Annotated in this window: 17 protein-coding genes; 6 read left to right on the top strand and 11 right to left on the bottom strand. The window is 71.0% G+C overall.

Features of this window, described 5'->3' with window-relative positions; translation table 11 throughout:
* Positions 1 to 81 precede the first annotated feature (81 nt).
* The 10 genes from AB0M79_RS02065 to AB0M79_RS02020 form a co-directional block, all read right to left on the bottom strand.
* Positions 82 to 897 (bottom strand): alpha/beta fold hydrolase, encoded by an 816-nt coding sequence (locus tag AB0M79_RS02065; protein WP_364206880.1) that lies wholly within the window; start codon positions 895 to 897, stop codon positions 82 to 84.
* A gap of 70 nt (positions 898 to 967) precedes the next feature.
* The gene (locus AB0M79_RS02060; protein ID WP_364206878.1) at positions 968 to 2329 is read right to left on the bottom strand and encodes a M20/M25/M40 family metallo-hydrolase; all 1362 of its coding nucleotides are present in this window, start codon (positions 2327 to 2329) and stop codon (positions 968 to 970) included.
* 24 nt (positions 2330 to 2353) lie between these two features.
* On the bottom strand, positions 2354 to 3112 hold the full coding sequence (locus AB0M79_RS02055) for an SDR family NAD(P)-dependent oxidoreductase (protein WP_364206876.1): 759 nt from the start codon (positions 3110 to 3112) through the stop codon (positions 2354 to 2356).
* The gene (locus AB0M79_RS02050; protein WP_364206874.1) at positions 3109 to 3957 is read right to left on the bottom strand and encodes an ABC transporter permease; all 849 of its coding nucleotides are present in this window, start codon (positions 3955 to 3957) and stop codon (positions 3109 to 3111) included. Before AB0M79_RS02050 ends, AB0M79_RS02055 begins: the two co-directional genes overlap by 4 nt.
* A gap of 30 nt (positions 3958 to 3987) precedes the next feature.
* Positions 3988 to 4812 (bottom strand): ABC transporter ATP-binding protein, encoded by an 825-nt coding sequence (locus AB0M79_RS02045; protein WP_357538979.1) that lies wholly within the window; start codon positions 4810 to 4812, stop codon positions 3988 to 3990.
* Positions 4813 to 4838: 26 nt separating this feature from the next.
* Positions 4839 to 5951, bottom strand: a complete 1113-nt coding sequence (locus AB0M79_RS02040; RefSeq protein ID WP_364206872.1) for an ABC transporter substrate-binding protein — start codon at positions 5949 to 5951, stop codon at positions 4839 to 4841.
* A gap of 14 nt (positions 5952 to 5965) precedes the next feature.
* Positions 5966 to 6361 (bottom strand): nuclear transport factor 2 family protein, encoded by a 396-nt coding sequence (locus tag AB0M79_RS02035; protein ID WP_357516219.1) that lies wholly within the window; start codon positions 6359 to 6361, stop codon positions 5966 to 5968.
* A complete protein-coding gene (locus tag AB0M79_RS02030; RefSeq protein WP_364206869.1) occupies positions 6361 to 6672 on the bottom strand; it encodes a hypothetical protein in 312 nt (103 codons plus the stop codon). Before AB0M79_RS02030 ends, AB0M79_RS02035 begins: the two co-directional genes overlap by 1 nt.
* Positions 6672 to 7745, bottom strand: a complete 1074-nt coding sequence (locus AB0M79_RS02025) for a class I SAM-dependent methyltransferase (RefSeq protein WP_364206867.1) — start codon at positions 7743 to 7745, stop codon at positions 6672 to 6674. The genes AB0M79_RS02030 and AB0M79_RS02025 overlap by 1 nt, the downstream gene beginning before the upstream one ends.
* Positions 7746 to 7833: 88 nt before the next feature.
* Positions 7834 to 9858, bottom strand: a complete 2025-nt coding sequence (locus tag AB0M79_RS02020; RefSeq protein ID WP_364206865.1) for an FAD-dependent oxidoreductase — start codon at positions 9856 to 9858, stop codon at positions 7834 to 7836.
* Between the two features lie 450 nt (positions 9859 to 10308).
* Between AB0M79_RS02020 and AB0M79_RS02015 the strand changes: the two genes are divergently transcribed.
* From AB0M79_RS02015 to AB0M79_RS02005, 3 genes are all read left to right on the top strand, one after another.
* Positions 10309 to 10704 carry a S8 family serine peptidase gene (locus AB0M79_RS02015; protein ID WP_364207598.1) on the top strand — a complete coding sequence of 132 codons (396 nt, stop codon included), beginning with the start codon at positions 10309 to 10311 and terminating at the stop codon, positions 10702 to 10704.
* Positions 10705 to 10811: 107 nt separating this feature from the next.
* Positions 10812 to 11765: an SRPBCC family protein gene (locus AB0M79_RS02010; RefSeq protein WP_364206863.1), complete on the top strand. Its 954-nt coding sequence runs from the start codon at positions 10812 to 10814 to the stop codon at positions 11763 to 11765.
* 17 nt (positions 11766 to 11782) lie between these two features.
* Entirely contained in the window at positions 11783 to 12958 is a 1176-nt protein-coding gene (locus tag AB0M79_RS02005) for a zinc-dependent alcohol dehydrogenase (protein ID WP_364206861.1), read from the top strand.
* A 50-nt stretch (positions 12959 to 13008) separates the two neighbouring features.
* Here the strand turns inward: AB0M79_RS02005 and AB0M79_RS02000 are convergent, their stop codons facing one another.
* Positions 13009 to 14634: a glycoside hydrolase family 43 protein gene (locus AB0M79_RS02000; RefSeq protein ID WP_364206859.1), complete on the bottom strand. Its 1626-nt coding sequence runs from the start codon at positions 14632 to 14634 to the stop codon at positions 13009 to 13011.
* Between the two features lie 260 nt (positions 14635 to 14894).
* Here AB0M79_RS02000 and AB0M79_RS01995 point away from each other — a divergent pair, with 260 nt between their 5' ends.
* Genes AB0M79_RS01995 through AB0M79_RS01985 form a run of 3 tightly spaced genes read left to right on the top strand, consistent with a single transcriptional unit; the run spans position 14895 to position 18002 of the window.
* Positions 14895 to 16178, top strand: a complete 1284-nt coding sequence (locus AB0M79_RS01995; RefSeq protein WP_364206857.1) for an extracellular solute-binding protein — start codon at positions 14895 to 14897, stop codon at positions 16176 to 16178.
* A gap of 1 nt (position 16179) precedes the next feature.
* A complete protein-coding gene (locus AB0M79_RS01990; protein ID WP_364206855.1) occupies positions 16180 to 17175 on the top strand; it encodes a sugar ABC transporter permease in 996 nt (331 codons plus the stop codon).
* Complete coding sequence (locus AB0M79_RS01985) at positions 17172 to 18002, top strand: carbohydrate ABC transporter permease (protein ID WP_364206853.1); 831 nt, start codon at positions 17172 to 17174, stop codon at positions 18000 to 18002. The genes AB0M79_RS01990 and AB0M79_RS01985 overlap by 4 nt, the downstream gene beginning before the upstream one ends.
* Positions 18003 to 18037 lie beyond the last annotated feature (35 nt).

The raw sequence follows: 18037 nt of genomic DNA, 5'->3' as shown, positions 1-18037 counted from the left end.
CGCTCGCTCACGGTGCCACCTCGCTGCGCTCGGCGTCGCCGTGTTCGAGCCCGTGCCTGATGGTTCGCTCGCTGCGCTCGCTCACGGTGCCACCTCGCCGAGGACCTGGGCGGCGACCGCGTCGGCGAACGCCTCCGGCTGCTCGTCGGCGACGAAGTCCGTACCGCCGGGGATCGTGACCAGCGGCGCGTGCGGCAGCGCCGCCGTCACCACCGGCGTCATCCGGTCCACCAGATCGTCGCCGCCGTGCAGCAGCACCGTCGGGATCGCCGCCAACGCGTCCGTGTCCATCCGGTGCGCGAAGACCGCCCGGTACGCGGTCGCGTAGTCCGGCCCGGTCATCAGGTACTCCGCCACCTGCCGGTCCGCCTCCGCCGGGGTCAGCCGTGGGTACAGCCCGTAGACCCGGTCCCAGATCACCCGCAGGTGGCTGCCGTCGCGGTCCGGCACGTACCCCGGCGCGTACGACTCCATCTTGGACTTCCGCTCGGCCTCGTCGTACAGCGGCAGGCCCTGCAGGATCAGCCGGTGCACCCGGCCGGGCGCCAGCAGTGCCGCCTGCGCCCCGATGACCGCCCCGGTGTGCTGGCCGAGCAGGTGCACCGCGGTCAGGCCCAGCGCGTCGGCGATCTGCCACACCGCGTCGGCGTACTCCGGAATGGACCACGGTCGCGGCGGCGGATCGGACATCCCGAACCCGGGGGTGTCGACGGCGACCGTCCGTACCCCGCGCTCGGCCAGCGGTTCCAGCACCGCGTCGTACGTCGCCGACGACAGCGGCGACTGGTGCAGCACCAGCAGCACCGGCTGGTCCGGCTTGCCGCCGTGCCGGTAGTGCACCTGCCCCCACGGCAGGTCCACGTATCCCCGCCGGCCGTTCCCCCTGAACCTGGTCACGCCGTCACCTCGCTGCGCTCGGCGCCGCCGTGTCCGAAACCGAGCCTGATGGTTCGCTCGCTGTGCTCGCTCACGCCGTCCCTCCCATCGCCGCCATGACCTCGATCACGTGCCTGATGCCGTCCCGGTAGTCGTCGAGCCGGATCTGTTCGTTCGGACCGTCCACACCGGAATCCGCGCGGGACACCCCCACACCGACGATCGGCCGACCGGCCACCACCCCCTGGTTGCCGATCCACTGCGTGTACGGCTCGACCACCGGCTCGGTGCCGTACACCCGGCGGGCCGCGTCGGCGACCAGGGTGACGAACGGGTCGCGGTGGTCGGTCAGGTTCGGCCGGCTGGTCGCCATCACCTCGACGTCGACGTCGGAGAAGCCGCTGTCGGCCAGGTGCTTGCGCACCGCGTCCAGCACCCGCTGCGGGTCCTGGCCGGCGATCAGCCGGATCTCGACCTTGGCCCGGGCCAGGGACGGGATGCCCAGCGTCACGTCGTCGCGCATGTCGCCGCCCTCGAAGCCGGCCACCGTCAGCGTCGGCACGGTGCGGATCGCCACCGCCGCCTGCCGGTCGTCGAGCCCGCCGAGGAACCCGGTGACCCCGGCCCGGCCCCGCAGGAAGTCGCCGTCGAACGCGACCTCCGCCAGCAGGTCACGTTCGGCGTCGGTCACCGGCCGCGCCCCGTCGGCGAACCCGGGTACGAGCACCGTGCCGTCGGGGCGCTGCAACGCGGCCAGCGCGGCCGCCAGCCGGGTCGTGGCCGACGCCAGCAGGATCGTGTTCTGGCTGGTCAGGTCGCGCGGCAGGGTACGCACCGACAGCCGCAGGTAGAGCACGCCCTTCTCGCTGAGCTTCAGCAGCGGCCGTCCGTTGGCGTCGATCCAGGAGTTCTCCCACAGGGTGCCGTCGCTGGTCAGCCGGTCGGCGTGCGCCTCGACGAACGAGCCGAGGCCGGGGGAGTGCAGCCACTGCTTGCCCTCGATCAGGTAGCGACTGGTCACCGGCGGGGTCAGTCCGGCCAGCCGCCACGCCGCGGCGGCGTGGATCCGGGACATCAGCGCGCCCTTGTCGTCAGCGACGCCGCGGGCGTAGAGCTTCCCGTCGTGGATCTCCGCCGCGTACGGCGGGCTGATCCAGTCGGCGTCGTCGCCGGCCGGCTCGACCTCCACGTCGTAGTGGTTGAAGTGCAGCAGCGCCCGCTGTCCACCGGCGATCTCGCCGAGGACGTACGGGTGCGAGTCGGACCACGGCACGATGTCGGCGGTGCCGCCCCAGCGGCGCACCGATCCGGCGATGAACTCGGCGGCGGCCGCCATCTGCTCCGGCTCCTGCCGCCGGCTGCGGATCCGGCACAACTGTTGCAGTTCGTCGACGAAGGTGTCGAAGTGCGCGTCGACCGCGTCGAGGACCGCCCTGGTGTCCGGCGATGACATGGTTGCTCCTTCGCAGGGGTGTGGTCAGTGGATGGTGACGCCGCCGTCGACGAAGACCGTCTGGCCGGTCGTCATGGCCGCGGCGTCACTGAGCAGGAACGCGACGGCGTTCGCGACGTCCTGCTCGCCGGCCATCCGGCCGAGCGGGATGGTGGCCAGCTTGGCCGTCAGGTAGTCCGGATCGTCGCGCAGGTCGCTGGTCATGTCGGTGGGGACGATGGTGGGGCCGACCGCGTTGACCCGGATCCGGTCGGGAGCCCACTCCAGCGCCAGCACCCGGGCCATGTGCATGACCCCGGCCTTGCTGACGCAGTAGCCGAGCGTGTCGAGTACCGCGATGTGTCCGTTGGTCGAGCCGATGTTGACCACCGACCCGCCGCCGGCACGCAGGGCCGGGTACGCGGCCCGGCACATCCGGAACGTGCCGGTCAGGTTGACGTCGAGGACGTCGGTGAAGTCCTGCTCCGACATCGTGGCGGCCGGTCCACGGCGGACCACGCCGGCATTGTTGACCAGCAGGTCGAGCCGCCCGTGCCGGTCGAGTACGGCGGCCACCAGGTCGGCGCACGACGCGGCCGACCGGACGTCGACCACGTGCCGGCTGTGCGGGCCGGGCAACTCGTCGGCGGGCCACCCGGTCGGGTCGAGCACGTCGGCCTGGGCGACCGCCGCGCCGCGTGCGGCCAGGGTCGCCGCGATCCGCGCCCCGATGCCCCGGGCCGCGCCGGTGACCAGCGCGACCCGCCCGTCGAACCGATTCGGGTCACCGGTTCGCTCGCTCACGCCCCGATCACCTTCGTGTCCTCGGCCCAGAACGCGACCTTGCGCTGAACCAGCCGGATCACGAAGTGCGCCAGCAGACCCATCACCGACAGCACGACCAGCACCGCGAACATCCCGGCGATGTCGAAGTTGTAGTTGGTCTGCAGGAGCAGATAGCCCAGCCCCTCCTTGGCGCCGATGAACTCACCGACGACCGCGCCGAGGATCGCGAAGACGATGCCGATGTCGAGCCCGGCGAAGATGAACGGCAGGGCGCTGGGCAGCCGGACCATCCGGAAGATCTGCATCTTGTTGGCGCCGAAGACGGTCAGCATCTGGATCTTGTCGGCGTCGGCGGCCCGCAGTCCCTCGATCACGTTGACCAGCATCGGGAAGAACGAGATCACCGCGGCCATCACGATCTTGCTGGTCAGGCCGAAGCCGAACCAGACCACGAACAGCGGCGCCAGTGCGACCTTCGGCACCGTCTGGAAGGCCACGATGTACGGCATCAGGGTGGCCTCGACGATCTTGATCTGGGAGATGAACGTGCCCAGCAGGACCGCGGCACCCACCCCGATGGCGAAACCGACCAGCGCCTCCTGGGTGGTCACCCACAGGTGTCCCCAGAACAGGTCGTTGGTGAGCTGCAGCCACAGCGCGTCGACGATCTGCGTCGGGCGCGGCAGCACGTACTCGTCGACGCCGAGCACCTGGACGCCGTACTCCCAGAGCAGGACGACCACGACGAAGACCGCCGGGACGAGCCAGAGTTGCGGGCGTTCCCGCAGGTCGAGCCGCCGGGTCTTGGCCGGCTCCGGCGCGGGCGGCACGGGTCCGGTACGCGGGCGGTCCGGTGCCTTCACAGGATTCGTTGTTGCCATGACGACACCCCGTCAGTCGATAACGCCGGCGGCGTTGAAGTGGCGGCGGATGCGTTCCACGTAGACCCCGGCGCGGTCCGAGGACATCACGCCGAGTTCCCGGGGCCGCTCCAGGTCGATGGAGATGATCTCGGCGATCCGGCCGGGACGCGGGCTGAGCACGACGACCCGGTCGGAGAGGAAGACCGCCTCCGGGATCGAGTGGGTGACCAGCACCGCCGTCTGCCCGCTCTCCCGCCAGATCCGCAACAGCTCCACGTTCATGTACTCGCGGGTCATCGCGTCCAGGGCGCCGAACGGCTCGTCCATCAGCAGTACGGCGGGGTCGTGCACCAGGGCCCGGCAGATCCCGGCCCGCTGCTGCATGCCGCCGCTCAGTTCGTGCGGGTACTTCCGCTCGAACCCGTCCAGGCCCACCATCTCCAGCAGTTCCTGGGCCCGCTTGCGGTGCCGGGCCGGGTCGAGCTTCTGCACCTCGGCCGGCACCATCACGTTGTCGAAGATGGTCCGCCAGGGCAGCAGGGTCGGCGCCTGGAAGACCATCCCGACCTGGGGCAGCGGCTTGGTCACCTCCTGCCCGGCGATCCGGACCGTGCCCTGGGACTTCGGGCTCAGCCCGGCCAGGATCTTCAGCAGGGTGGTCTTGCCGCACCCGGAGGGCCCGACGACCGAGATGAACTCGCCGCGCCGTACGGTGAAACTGACGTCGCTCAGTGCGAGAGTCGGTTCGGACTTGCGGGGCTGGTACAGCTTGTGCAGGCCGTCGACCTCGATCCAGGAGCTTTCGTCGACCGTGGCGGGCGTCGGCAACTGGCGGGTCGCGGTTCGGTAGGCCATCGGGTTTCCCTCCGGGTGTCGGTCGGCTAGTTCGCGGTGTAGCTGCCGGCCTGCTGCAGCACCGCGGCCTTGTCGAACTCGTTGGCGCCGCTGAGCAGGCTCGGATCCCACACCTCGCCCAGGTCGACGTCACCGGTGATCTGACCGGCCTCCTTGGTGTAGGCCATGGTCTTGCTCCATTCCTGGTCGCTGATCGCGCCCCAGTCCGGGAACTCCTCCGGCGTACCGGTCGCCGGGGTGGCCGTCTTCAGCCACGCCACGAGGCTCTTGGTGTCGGCCTCGATCCGCGACTCGACCGACTGCCCGCCGAGGATCTGCGGGAACACCTTGTAGCCGATCCGCATCGCCGCCTCGGGGTTCTTCGCCGAGAAGAGCATCGCCTTGTACGAGGCCCGCAGGAACCGGGTGTTGGCGTCGCTGTTCTCGTCGAACGAGCGCGCGTTGACCGCCCACGACAGCGACCGGATGCCGGTCAGCGAGTCGGGGTTGGTCAGGTACTTCAGCTGGGTCCCGGTGCTCTCCATGACCGCGTACGCCTGGGTGTAGAGCGCCAGCGCGTCGACCTGGCCGCCGTTGAGCGCCGTCGCGGCCGGCGCGCCGACCCCGACCGGGAGCAGTTCGACGTCCTTCTCGGGGTCCAGGCCGGCGGCCCGGACGTACGCCCGCGCGTACGGTGCGGAGCCGGACGCCAGGCTGATCACGCCGATCTTCTTGCCGCGCAGGTCGGCGCCGCTGGCGATCGGGCTGTCCGGCTTGACCGCCATCACCCAGGGCCAGTTCTGCACCAGCCCGCCGACCGCCTTGACCGGCACGTTCTTCTCGACCGCGCCGAGGACCGAGCCGCTGTCGGCGGCGGTGACGCTGGCGCTGCCGGACGCGACCGCCTGCAACGCGGCCACCGAGCCGTCGGTGTTGATGGTCTCCACCGTCAGGTTCTCCTCGGCGTAGTAGCCGAGTTCCTGGGCGACCGCGTACGCGGCCACCTCCTCCTTCGGTCCGATCACCGCGGAGGCGATGGCGAAGGTCAGCTTGGCCGGGGCGCCGTCGGCGCCGCCGCTGCCGGAGTCGCCGCTGTTGCAGCCGGTCAGTACGAGGGTGGCGGCGAGGGCCCCCACGAACACCCGTATTCCATGTCTCATCTCGAAATACCTCGTCACGAGTCGGGATCGGCGATGGCCGGTCGTTCGACGGCCAGGTCGTTGTAGACGTGCTGTTCGGTGATCAGCCCGTCCTGGAGGAGGAACACGTCCGCGTAGCGGATGCGGTCGAAGGGCTCCCCGTCGTTGCCCTCCCCGTAGAGCGTCCCGAGCGAGGTGACACAGATCCGGTCGCCCTCGGTCCCGACCAGGTACCGGTCGCGGTGCTTGCGCACCCAGCGGTACCGTCCGGTCGCGGCGGCGGCCATCTCGGTCAGCGAACCGAAGACCCGGCCGCCCGGAAAGACGATCAGCGCACCGGGGGCGAGCAGCCGCCCGGCCTCGGTCAGCTCGCGGTCCTCGCAGAGCTGTAGATAGCGGTCGATCAGGCCGGCCGGGTCCTCGGTGCCCATCAGCGGCCGCGGGTCTCGATCGCGGCTTCCCACTGGTTGCGCAGCGGGTGCTCGGCCGGCCCGTCCTCGGTGAGGATGCGGATCAGCCGGGCCTGCAACCCGTCGCGGTCGGCGTCGAACGCCACCCGCTCGGCGCCGGTCGGCTCGAACCCGTCGACGGCGTCGGCGTCGAGCTGGCCGCCGCGCACCAGCAGCGTCTCCAGCGCCCGCACCCGCTGGCGGGTGACGTGCAGGTCGGTGGCGAGCTGGAGGACCAGGTCGAACAGCTTGCTGGTCTTCGGGTCGCCCAGATAGTCGAATTCGCTGCTCATCATGCCTCCGGCTTCGTGGCGGAAAGGACCGCCCAGGGGAAGTGCCACTCGACCCGGTCGCCCCAGCCCTCCGGCCGTACGCCGTGGGTGCGCTCGTCGAAGGGGGTCCAGGAGGCGTCGGTGAGACCGGCCTGCGCGCAGATCTCCAGCAGGTCGCTGCCGAACAGCGCGTGGAAGAAGGGTTCGTTGTTGCGCTCGGCGTGCTCGTACACCGTGGCGTCGCGCAGCGGGTCGCCGGTGAGCTGGAACTCCAGGAACCGCAGGGCGCCGCCGGGCTTGAGCAGGCGGGCCGCCTCGACGATGGTTTCCCGGATCGCCTCGGCCGGCATCTCGTGCAGGACCATCGTCCCGGTGACCACGTCGCAGCTGTCCGCCTCGATGCCGGTGGCGCGGCCGTCGGCCTGCCGGAAGTCGATCGCCAGGCCGGCGGCCTCGGCCTCGGCGTGCGCCAGCCGCAGCCCGGGGGCGGCGAAGTCGACGCCGATCACCTCCGCGCCCGGGTACCTGCCGACCAGCGGACGGGTGCTCTTGCCGAATCCGCAGCCGATGTCGACGACCCGGGTCGCACCGGGTACGTCCGGCAGCGCGGTGTCGGTGAACAGCGTGTGGAACTTGTAGCCGTCGTTGTCGCGCAGCATCACGATCCGGGCGCCGAACTCGTACACGTACGCCGACAGGTCGTCGGAGAAGAACCCGCCGGGCTGGATGTGGATGTCGTAGTCGGTGTACCAGGACGGCAGGTCCAGGCCGGCGTCGAGCGCCAGGTTGCCCTTCGGCCGCTCCGGCCGGTCGAGCTGGTCGACCAACTCGTCGGCGCGGCGCAGGACCGCGTCGCCGGCCAGCTTCCACAGCATCTTCTGCTGCACCCGCTCCAGGTGGCTGAACCACGGATAGAGCGGCAGGTCACGCAGCCGGGTCCCGGCGTCGTCGATGGTGGCCGCCGGCTCGCCGGTGGCGCGGTACTCCTGCGCGAGTGCCGGGTAGACGGTGTCGGCCCAGCGCTTGCGCAGGTTCAGTACGAAGTCGACGGCGGAACGCTCGTCCAGGGTGAGCCGTTCCTCGACATCGAACATGTCGGGTCTCCTGTCGGTCGGTCGGTCTGGTCATGGCGGCGGTCGGAGTCGGGTCGGGCCCGGGCGCCGCCGGCGGGTACGCCCCCGGTCAGTGGGCGAGCAGCACCCGGCGGGCCGGGCCGGTGTCGTGGCGGCCGAGGAACGCGCCGGCCAGGCGTCCCTCGTAGACGGCTTCGAAGGCGGTGCGGGGCGCGTTGGCGTCGCCGACCAGGTGGACCCGTGGTCCGTCCGGCCGGGACTCCAGCGCCCGGTAGAGGTCGTCGTCGGCGGTCGCGGCGCCGGCGTCGACGACCGCGGTGATTCCGGTCAGCGGCTGCGCGTCCCCGGTGAGCGGGTCGACCAGCTCCACGGTGGACGGTCCGGCGGCGTGCGCCGTACGCATCAGGTGCAGTCGTACGCCCAGCTGGCGGAACCGGTCGAGCAGGGCGAGTTTGGAGTAGGTGGTGATCCGGGCGCTGACGCCGGCGGTCGGCGAGACCAGGTGCACCCGGGCGCCGAGCCGGGCGAGCTGCTCGGCGACCGAGGCCGCCGCCCAGGTGCCCTCGTCGTCGAGCACCACCACGTCGCCGGTGAGCGGCGCGGCCGGCTCGACCAGGTCGGCGACGGCGGTGGCGAGGTCGAGCACCGGCGGGCCGCCGGGCAGCTCGCGGCGCGCCGGGCGGGCGCCGGTCGCCACGATCACGTCCTGGAAATCGCCGGCGAGCACGTCGGCCGTGTCGATCCGCTCGCCGAGGCGTACCTCGACGCCGGCGGCCGTCACGGCGCGGGCCAGGTCGTCGGTGAGCAGGCCGAGCCGTTCCCGGCCGGGGACGCGGGCGGCCAGGGTGACCTGGCCGCCGAGCCGGTCGCCGGCCTCGGCCAGGGTCACCCGGTGGCCGGCGCGGGCGGCGCTCAGCGCCGCCTCCAGTCCGGCCGGCCCGCCGCCGACGACGAGTACCCGGCGGGCGGTGCCGGCGGACCGGTCCGACCAGGCGTCCGCCCATTCGCGTTCGGCGCCGACCTCCGGGTTGACCACGCAGGAGATCGGCAGGCTGCTCTCCAGCCGTCCGATGCAGCCCTGGTTGCAGGCCAGGCAGGAGCGGACCTCGTGGTGCCGGCCGGCCATCGCCTTGCGCACCAGCTGCGGGTCGGCGATGTGCGGGCGGGCCAGGCCGACCAGGTCGGCGTCGCCGTCCGCGACCAGTTCGGCCGCCTCGGGCAGGCTGTCGAGCCGGCAGACGGCGAGCACCGGCAGGTCCGGGAACTCGCGTTTGAACAGTGCCGCGTGGTGGCGGAACGGAGCGTGTCCGAAGCTCATGTCGGCCATCTGCGTCGCCAGCGAGTAGCTGCCGTGGTAGGCGGAGTGGCTGACGTGGACGAACGCCAGCGGGAACTCGGCGCGCAGCGTCGCCACGATCTCCACCACGGCGTGCGGGTCGAGGCCGCCGGGCAGGAACTCGTCGGCGCTGACCCGCAGGCCGACGGGCAGGTCGCCGGCGGCCGCGAACACCGCGGTCAGCACCTCGCGGGTCAGCCGCAGCCGGTTGGCCGGGCTGCCGCCGTACGCGTCGTCGCGCAGGTTGGTCTTCGGGGAGAGGAACTGTTGCAGCAGGTGGCCGTGTCCGGCGTGGACCTCCAGCCCGTCGTACCCGGCTTCGCGCATCCGGCGGGCGGCGGCCGCGAACGCGGCGACGACCACCGCGATGTCGGCGCGGCCCATCGCGTGCGGCACGTGGGCGCCGGTGGCCCACGGCAGCGGCGAGGCGGACCAGGCCGCGGTGCGGGTCGCGTCGCCGTTGGCCTGCCGCCCGGCGTGCATGATCTGGGCGAACAGCGCCGCCCCGTGCTGGTGTACGGCGTCGGCGACGGCGGCGTACGCGGGGATCGACGCGTCGTCGAAGCTGCCGAGGCTGATGTGCCGCCCGGCGCTGGTCGGGTGGACGCGGATCGCCTCGGTGACGATCAGGCCGACCCCGCCGGCGGCCCGTTCGGCGTGGTAGGCGGCGTGCCGTCGGGTGGGTTCGTTGGCGCGCCCGAAGTTGGTTGTGTGTCCTGGTACGAAGACCCGGTTGCGTAACGCCACCCGGCCAAGTTGGACCGGCGTGAAGAGCCGGTGCAGATCATCGACGGCCATGTCCGGACCCCCTCTCGAGGCTGTCCCGCTTGACCGAGCGGCGCTGGCCCTGTTCCGATCTGCCGTACGCCGTTCGATTGAGGGGAACGCTAGAACGGGCTCCGATCGCAGTCAACAGTTCGTCGATTTTTAACTTTGTGTAGCGGCCCGGTGGCGGGCGCCTGTCACCGTTGTTGCCGTGCGTGATGTTTCGCCCTGGTCAAGGGCGTGATGCCGGCAGGTTCCGGGGGTGCCGGCCGGGATGCCGCGGTGTCGGAGGTGATCTCGGAGGGGGGCGGCTCCCGCTGACCGGCGTTCGGCCTGGAGGTCCACGGTGTCGGCGTGCCGGGTTGCTGCGCTCCGGGCGCGGCCCGGTCGGCGGGGTGGCTTCGGTCTCGAATTCACATCGCCTTGTCTCAATTTTCTTTGTCATCGGAATTGCGAATGGAGCGGGCTGTGTAAGAAAGGGCAATTGATCGGCGACGGCCAACTTGTCGATGGCTTCTGGCGTTCTTTCCGGGCCGGAAACGGCGCCCTTGCGGCAACTCCGGCGTCCCGGCGGCCAACACCTCCCCGGCCCGGGTCACCCAGGCTCTCACCGTCGGCGCGACCGACCGCACCGACACTCGCCCCACCTGGTCCAACTACGGCACGGCGCTCGACCTGTTCGCCCCCGGCGTCGACATCACCTCGGTCCGGCGGACCAGCGACACCGCGACGTACACCGGCCGGCACCTCGTTCGCCGCACCGTACGTCGCCGGTGCCGCCGTGATCTATCCCAGCGGCAACCCGACGGCCACCCCGGCCACGGTCAACTCGGCCGTCCCGACCGTCGGTTGCCACCCCGCCCGCGTCGGCAGGCGTGAACCGCGCATTTGCGGGAATGCGCGCCGCGCCGCCGGTGACCGGCGGCACCACCATCGGACCGAGGAGAGTCGAATGGGCGGTAGGAACAATGGGCGGTAGAGACTCGATGGACGTCCGCTCGGTGACGGACGCCCTCGGCATCCAGCGGGAATCCGAGGACCGCGAACCGCAGTCGATGGCACGCATCCTGGGCTGGTTCAGCCTCGGCCTGGGCGTCGCCGCCCTCGCCGCGCAGCCGGCGATCAGCCGGCTCTGCGGTGTCGACGACTCCCCGACGGCGCGGACCGTGCTGCGAATCGCCGGCGCCCGGGAACTCGGCACCGCGGCGGCGCTGCTGATTCCGCGCCGGGCCCGGTGGGGGATGTGGGCGCGGGTCGCCGGCGACGCCGTCGACCTGGCCGCGTGCGCCATGGCGATGCGGGACCGGCAGGGGGACCGGCGGCAGCGCCTGACGTACGCGACGCTGGCGGTCGCCGGCATCGCCGCCGTCGACCTCTACACGGCCGTACGCACCACCCGGGGTGCCCGGCGCACGACCGGTGACCGCGTCCGTGCCTCGGTGACGGTGAACCGCGGCGTCGAGGACACGTACCGCTTCTGGCACGACTTCGAGAACCTGCCGCGCTTCATGTACCACCTCGAGTCGGTGCGGACGACCGGTGACCGGCGGTCGCACTGGACGGCGAAGGCGCCGGCCGGGCAGACCGTGGACTGGGAGGCGGAGGTCGTCGACGACCACCCCAACGAGCTGATCATGTGGCGTTCGGTCGCCGGCGGCGGGCTGCCGAACTCCGGCTGCGTACGTTTCGTCCCGGCCGGCGGCGGGCGCGGCACCGAGGTACGGGTCGAACTCGCGTTCACCGCGCCGGGTGGCAGGTTCGGCGCGCGGATCGCCAAGCTCTTCGGTGAGAACCCGCACCAGCAGATCTGCGACGACCTGCGGCGGTTCAAGCAGGTCATCGAGACGGGCGAGATCACCCGGTCCGACGGCAGCCCGGAGGGGACCAGCCTGCGACAACAGATGATGCAGCGCCCGGCGCAGCCGCTCGCGACGCGTTGACCGGAAGGTGAGGGAACATGAGAGCGAACTGCTGGGTCGCCCCGAACAACGTGGCGGTCGAGGACGTGCCCGATCCGCGGATCATCAACCCGCGCGACGCCGTCGTACGCGTCACCTCGACGGCGATCTGCGGATCCGACCTGCACCTGTTGCAGGGCTACCTTCCGGCGATGAGAAAGGGCGACGTACTCGGCCACGAGTTCATGGGCGAGATCGTCGAGTTGGGCAACGGCGTACGCGACGGACTGCGCGTCGGCGACCGCGTCGTCGTCGCGTTCCCGATCGCCTGCGGGAACTGCACCTCCTGCGAACGCGGCCTCTACTCGCTGTGCGAGAACTCCAACCCCAATGCGGCGGTCGCCGAGCTGGCGATGGGGCACTCACCCGCCGGCATCTTCGGCTACTCGCACCTGCTGGGCGGCTACGCCGGCGGGCAGGCGCAGTACGCGCGGGTGCCCTTCGCCGACGTCGGCGCGCTGAAGATCGAGGACGACCTGCCGGACGAGAAGGTGTTGTTCCTGTCCGACGTGCTACCCACCGGCTACATGGCCGCCGAGATGTGCGACATCAGCCGCGGCGACGTCGTCGCCGTCTGGGGCGCGGGACCGGTCGGCTACTTCTCCGCCGTGAGCGCGTTCCTACTGGGCGCGGGCCGGGTCATCGTCATCGACCGGTTCCCGTACCGCCTGCGGCTGGCCCGGGAGCGGGCGGGCGCCGAGACCATCAACTACGAGGACACCGACGTCATGGACGCGCTGCGGGAGATGACCGCCGGCCGGGGGCCGGACGCCTGCATCGACGCCGTCGGGATGGAGGGCCATCACGCGTCGGCGGCGCTGCACGCGTACGACAAGGCCAAACAGACGGTGAAGGCGGAGACCGACCGGCCGCACGCGTTGCGCGAGGCGGTGCTGAGCTGCCGCAACGGTGGCACGATCTCGGCGATCGGCGCGTACACCGGCTTCATCGACAAGTTCCCGATGGGGTCGTTCATGAACCGGTCCCTGACCATGCGGTCGGGGCAGGCGCACGTGCAGCGCTACATGCGTCCGCTGCTGGACCGCATCCGCAAGGGCGAGATCGACCCGAGCGCCATCATCACCCACACCATGCGCCTGGACGACGCGCCGCACGGCTACGACATCTTCAAGAACAAGCGGGAGGACTGCGTCAAGGTCGTCCTGAAGCCGTGACCGAGGGTGGCGCGGGGCCGGGCGCACCGCCCCCGGCAGTCGGTCCGGCCTCAGTGTTCCCGGTAGGTGGCGTGGTCGAAGTCGGCGTACGCGCCGTCGGCGCCCAGGTCCTGCACCCACAGGCCGAGGAAGGCGCCGGTGAAGCCCCAGGCGGCCGGCTCGCCGTCGACCATGATCGCGGCGTGCTCGTCGGACAGGGTGGTGGCGTCGAACCGGGCCGGCAACTCGTCCCAGCCGTCACCGAGGTCGTACGCGAAGTGCAGCACCGGACCGTCGAAGGTCACCCGCAGCCCCACCGGGCCGGCGGTGTCGGCGTCGACGCGCAGCCCGGGGTGGGCGGTCAGCCGGCCGCTGTCACAACTGAGCACCTCGAGCACCCGCCGGCCGTCGTCGGCCCGGGTGAGGTAGGCGTAGTACCAGTTGGCGGTGTTGTAGTAGCCGGTCACGCCGGCGAGTTTCCGGTGGTCGGCGGGGTCGAACTCCAGCACCGTCTCCAGTGAGCAGTGCGTGGCGCCGACCCGGCGGGCGACCAGGCTCGGTGCCTGCCGGCCGACAGGCGACTGCCCGCCGTGTATCCGCAGGTGGGAGGGGCGGCTGGTCAGGTCGACCCAGTCCGGGGTGGCCGGCCGGCGCAGCGTGGACCAGGCGGTGCGTAGGCGTGGCTCGTCGAAGTCGTCGCTCGCCGGCTCCGCCGGCCAGGGGTGTGCGGGCAGGTCGGGGGCGGCGATCTCGTCGGCGGGAACCCCGCCCGCGACGGCGGGCCAGTCGCCGGCCGGCCAGTCGACGGGCTGGAGCGCGGTCTCCCGCCCGAGCACGCAGTTGCCCAGCGGGCTGTACGGCCGCCCGACGAGGTGGGCCAGATACCACTGCCCGCTCTGGGTGCGCACCAGGCTGCCGTGGCCGGCCTTCTGCAACCGCAGGTGGGGGCGGCCGGCGGAGGTCAGCAGCGGGCCGGCCGGGTCGGTCAGGTACGGCCCGAGCAGGTTCCGGGACCGGGCGACGGTCACCTGGTGTTCCCAGCTCGTGCCGCCCTCGGCGGTGACCAGGTAGTACCAGCCGTCGTGCCGGTAGAGGCGCGGCCCCTCGGTGACACCGGCCTCGGTGCCGGCGAAGATGAGCCGGGCCTGGCCGACGAGGCGGCGCGCGGCCCGGTCGTAGCGCTGGATCTCGATGCCGCCGAAGCGGTCGCGGCCGGGGCGCCAGTCGGCGCTCAGGGCCAGCAGCCAGCTCGTGCCGTCGTCGTCGTGGAAGAGCGAGGCGTCGAACCCGTGGGCGTGCAGCCGGACCGGGTCCGACCAGGGGCCGCCGATGTCGGGCGCGGTGATGAGGTAGTTCTGCGGGTCCCAGTAGCCGCTGGCGAAGCTGGCCACGTCGCTGTACACCAGGTGGAACAAGCCATCCACATAGGACAGATCAGGTGCCCATACGCCGTTGGAGTCGCCGGCGCCGCGCAGGTCGAGCAGGCGCCGCTCGGTGATGATGCCGCCCAGTGCCCGCCAGTGCACCAGGTCGCGCGAGTGGTGCACCCGCACCCCGGGATACCACTCGAAGGTCGAGGTGGCCAGGTAGTAGTCGTCGCCCACCCGCAGGATGGACGGGTCGGGATGGAAGCCGCTCAGGATCGGATTGCGGATCGACGTGGCGGCCGTCGCCACCCCCGCGATGTCGGTCGACATGTTTCGGCCCTCCAGGTGTGCCGCTTCCGGCGACTTTCCGAAAGTTTTGATCAGTCGCGCTCAGGTCTTGGCACACGGTATCCGTCTTGTTCTATGCAGGACAGCCCTTGACCCGTGCTGTATTGGCGTCGTAACGTGCCGGTCATCGATGGAACCTGCTGACTCCAGCCTGAAAGTTTCGGCCATTCTCCCCGTATGTTCCGGTGCTGAGCCGGCATCCGAGTGCCCTGCAACCACCCCCGAAGGGACGGATCAAGACAATGCGCCTCTCCCGTAGATCCCTCATGGGCCTCGCCGGTGCCAGCGCCGGCGCGCTCCTGCTCGGCGCCTGCAGCGACGACGCCACCGACCCCGACGGTGCCCAGACCGTCAACTGGTGGCACATCCAGAACACCGAGCCGATGCTCTCCGTCTGGGCGGCGATGGCCAGGGAGTACGAGGCGGCCCGGGGCAACCTGAAGGTCGAGATCCAGCCGCTGGAGAACGAGGCGTTCAAGGCCAAGCTCACCACCGCCACGCAGGCCGGATCCCCACCCGACCTGTTCCAGTCGTGGGGCGGGGGAGTGCTGCGGCAGCAGGTCGAGGCCGGCCTGGTCAAGGACCTCACCGCCGACGTACAGCCGTGGATCGGCAACCTGCTGCCGGTGTCGGTCGAGCCGTTCACCATCGACGGCAAGATCTACGGCATTCCGTTCGACGTCGGCATGGTCGGCTTCTGGTACAACAAGGACCTCTTCACCCGGGCCGGCGTCGCGGCCGTACCGACCACCTGGACCGAATTCCTCGCCGCCGTCAGCCGGATCAAGGCCGCCGGGATCACCCCGATCGCGCTCGCCGGCAAGGAGAAGTGGCCGGCCCACTTCTACTGGTCCTACCTGGCCATGCGGATCGGCGGCCCGACCGCCCTGCAGCAGGCCGGCACCGACGCCAACTTCGACACCCCCGACCTCGTCGCCGCCGGCACCCGCTTCAAGGAACTGGTCGACCTCGCCCCGTTCCAGAAGGACTTCCTCGGCGCCGACTACAGCTCACCGGACGGCCAGGCGGCCACCATGGTCAACGGTGGTGCCGCGATGGAACTGATGGGCCAGTGGGCGCCGTCGGTGCAGGCATCGCTGTCCGCCGACAAGAAGGGCCTGGGCGACAAGCTCGGCTTCTTCCCGTTCCCGGCCGTCGACGGCGGCAAGGGCACGGTGTCCGACGTGTTCGGCGGGGGCAACGGTTTCGCTGTGGGACGCGACGCCCCGTCCGCCACCGTCGACTTCCTGCGCGCCCTGCTCGAAGCGGGCAACCAGCGCAAGTCCGCGGCCACCGGCGCGGTGCTGCCGACCGTACGCGACGCGGTGGACGCGATCGCCGACCCCAACGGCAAGGCGGTCGCGGCGAGCCTGGCCGCGGCGACCGGCTTCCAGCTCTACCTCGACCAGGCATACCCGCCCGCGCTCGGCCAGCAGGTCAACGACAGCGTCGCCGAACTGGTCGCCGGGTCCAAGACACCTGAGCAGGTCGTCAAGGACATCACCACGGTGGCGAAGAACCAGTGACGTGACCCAATCCGTAACCGGCCCGCGCCCCGACACCACGGCCGGACCCGTCCGGCCGAAAGCTCCGGCTGTACGACGGCACGACCGCCGGCCCGGCCTACGCCGCCTGGGCACGATCCTCTTCTTCCTCGCCCCGGCCCTGGTGCTGTTCCTGCTCCTGGTGATCGTGCCGATCCTGGTCGCCGGCTACACCAGCCTGTTCAAGTGGAACGGCTTCAACCTGCCCGAGGACTTCGTCGGCCTGGACAACTTCAGCCGTGCCCTCGGCGACCCGATCTTCCAGGGCGACCTGCGGCGCGCACTCGTCCTCATCGTCCTGTCGGTCGTCGTCCAGTTGCCGGTGTCGCTCGCCCTGGCCCTGCTGCTCAACCAGCCGCTACGGGGCCGGGCCGTCTACCGGCTGGTGTTCTTCGCCCCGTACGTGCTGTCCGAGGTGACCACGGCGGTCCTGTTCACGCTCGTCTTCTCACCCAGCCGGGGCCTGGGCAGCACCGTGCTGGGCTGGTTCGGCGCCGCCGAACTCGGCGGCTCGATCTTCGCCGACCCCGCGACCGTCCTCTACGCGGTGTTCTTCGTGATCTCCTGGAAGTACTTCGGGTTCCACATGATCCTCTACCTGGCCGGCCGGCAGGGGATCCCCCGCGAACTGACCGAGGCCGCCACCACCGACGGCGCCAGCGGCTGGCAGGTGTTCCGGCACGTCACGCTGCCACTGCTCGGACCGACGATCCGGATCAGCCTCTTCCTGTCGATCATCGGCACCATCCAGCTCTTCGACATGGTGTGGGTCCTCACCGGCGGCGGCCCGACCCACGCCTCCGAAACCCTCGCCGTGACCATGTTCCAGTACGGCTTCCGCCGCTTCGAGGTCGGCTACGCCAGCGCCATCAGCATCGTCATGTTCCTGCTCAGCCTCGTCTTCGCCCTGCTCTACCAACGCTTCGTCCTGCGCCGCGACCTCGAGGGCGCACTCACCACGAGGGGGGTCCAGCGGTGACCGGGACCCAGGCTCACCTGCGGAGAACCGTCCTGCACGTCGTCTCGATCGCCATCGGAGCGCTCATCGTCGTACCGATCGGGTTCGGTGTGCTCGGCGGATTCAAGGACAACGGCCAGCTCTCCACCAACCCCCTCGGCCTGCCCGACCCGTGGGTGCCGGAGAACTACCTCGGCATCCTCACCTCCGAGGTCTTCTGGCGGCAACTCGCCAACAGCACGCTGATCGCACTGGCCACGGTGGTCGTCGTCGTGGGGGCCTCGGCGATGGCCGCGTTCGTGTTCGCCCGGTTCACCTTCCGCGGCCGGGAAGCCCTGTTCACCCTCTTCGCGGCCGGGTTGATGTTCCCCTTCACGGTCGCGATCCTGCCGCTGTTCATCCTGCTGCGCAGCCTGGGACTGCTCGACAACCCGCTCGGGGTCATCCTGCCCCAGGCCGCGTTCGGGCTACCGGTCACGATCATCATCCTGCGGTCGTTCTTCCGCGGCATCCCCGGCGAGGTGGAGGAGGCGGCGACCCTCGACGGCTGCGGCGCGTTCGCGTTCTTCTGGCGCATCCTGCTGCCGATGGCCCGTCCCGCCCTGGCCACCGTCTCGGTCCTGGCGATCGTGGCGAGCTGGAACAACTTCATGCTCCCGCTGGTCGTCTTCACCGACCAGAGCTGGTGGACCCTGCCCGTCGGCGTGCAGGCGTTCCAGGGCCAGTACGCCGACGACACCGCCCGCGTGCTGGCGTACGTCGTCCTGTCCATGGTGCCCGCCCTGGCCTTCTACGCGGTCGCCGAGCGGCAACTGGTCGCCGGGCTCGCCGGTAGCGTTAAGGGCTGACCCCCGACCACCGGTGGCCCCGACCTCACCTACGG

The organism is Polymorphospora sp. NPDC051019 (assembly GCF_040683055.1).
Lineage (GTDB): Bacteria > Actinomycetota > Actinomycetes > Mycobacteriales > Micromonosporaceae > Polymorphospora > Polymorphospora lycopeni.
The sequence above is the reverse complement of the archived record's forward strand: the minus strand, read 5'-3'. Positions and strand labels throughout refer to the sequence as shown.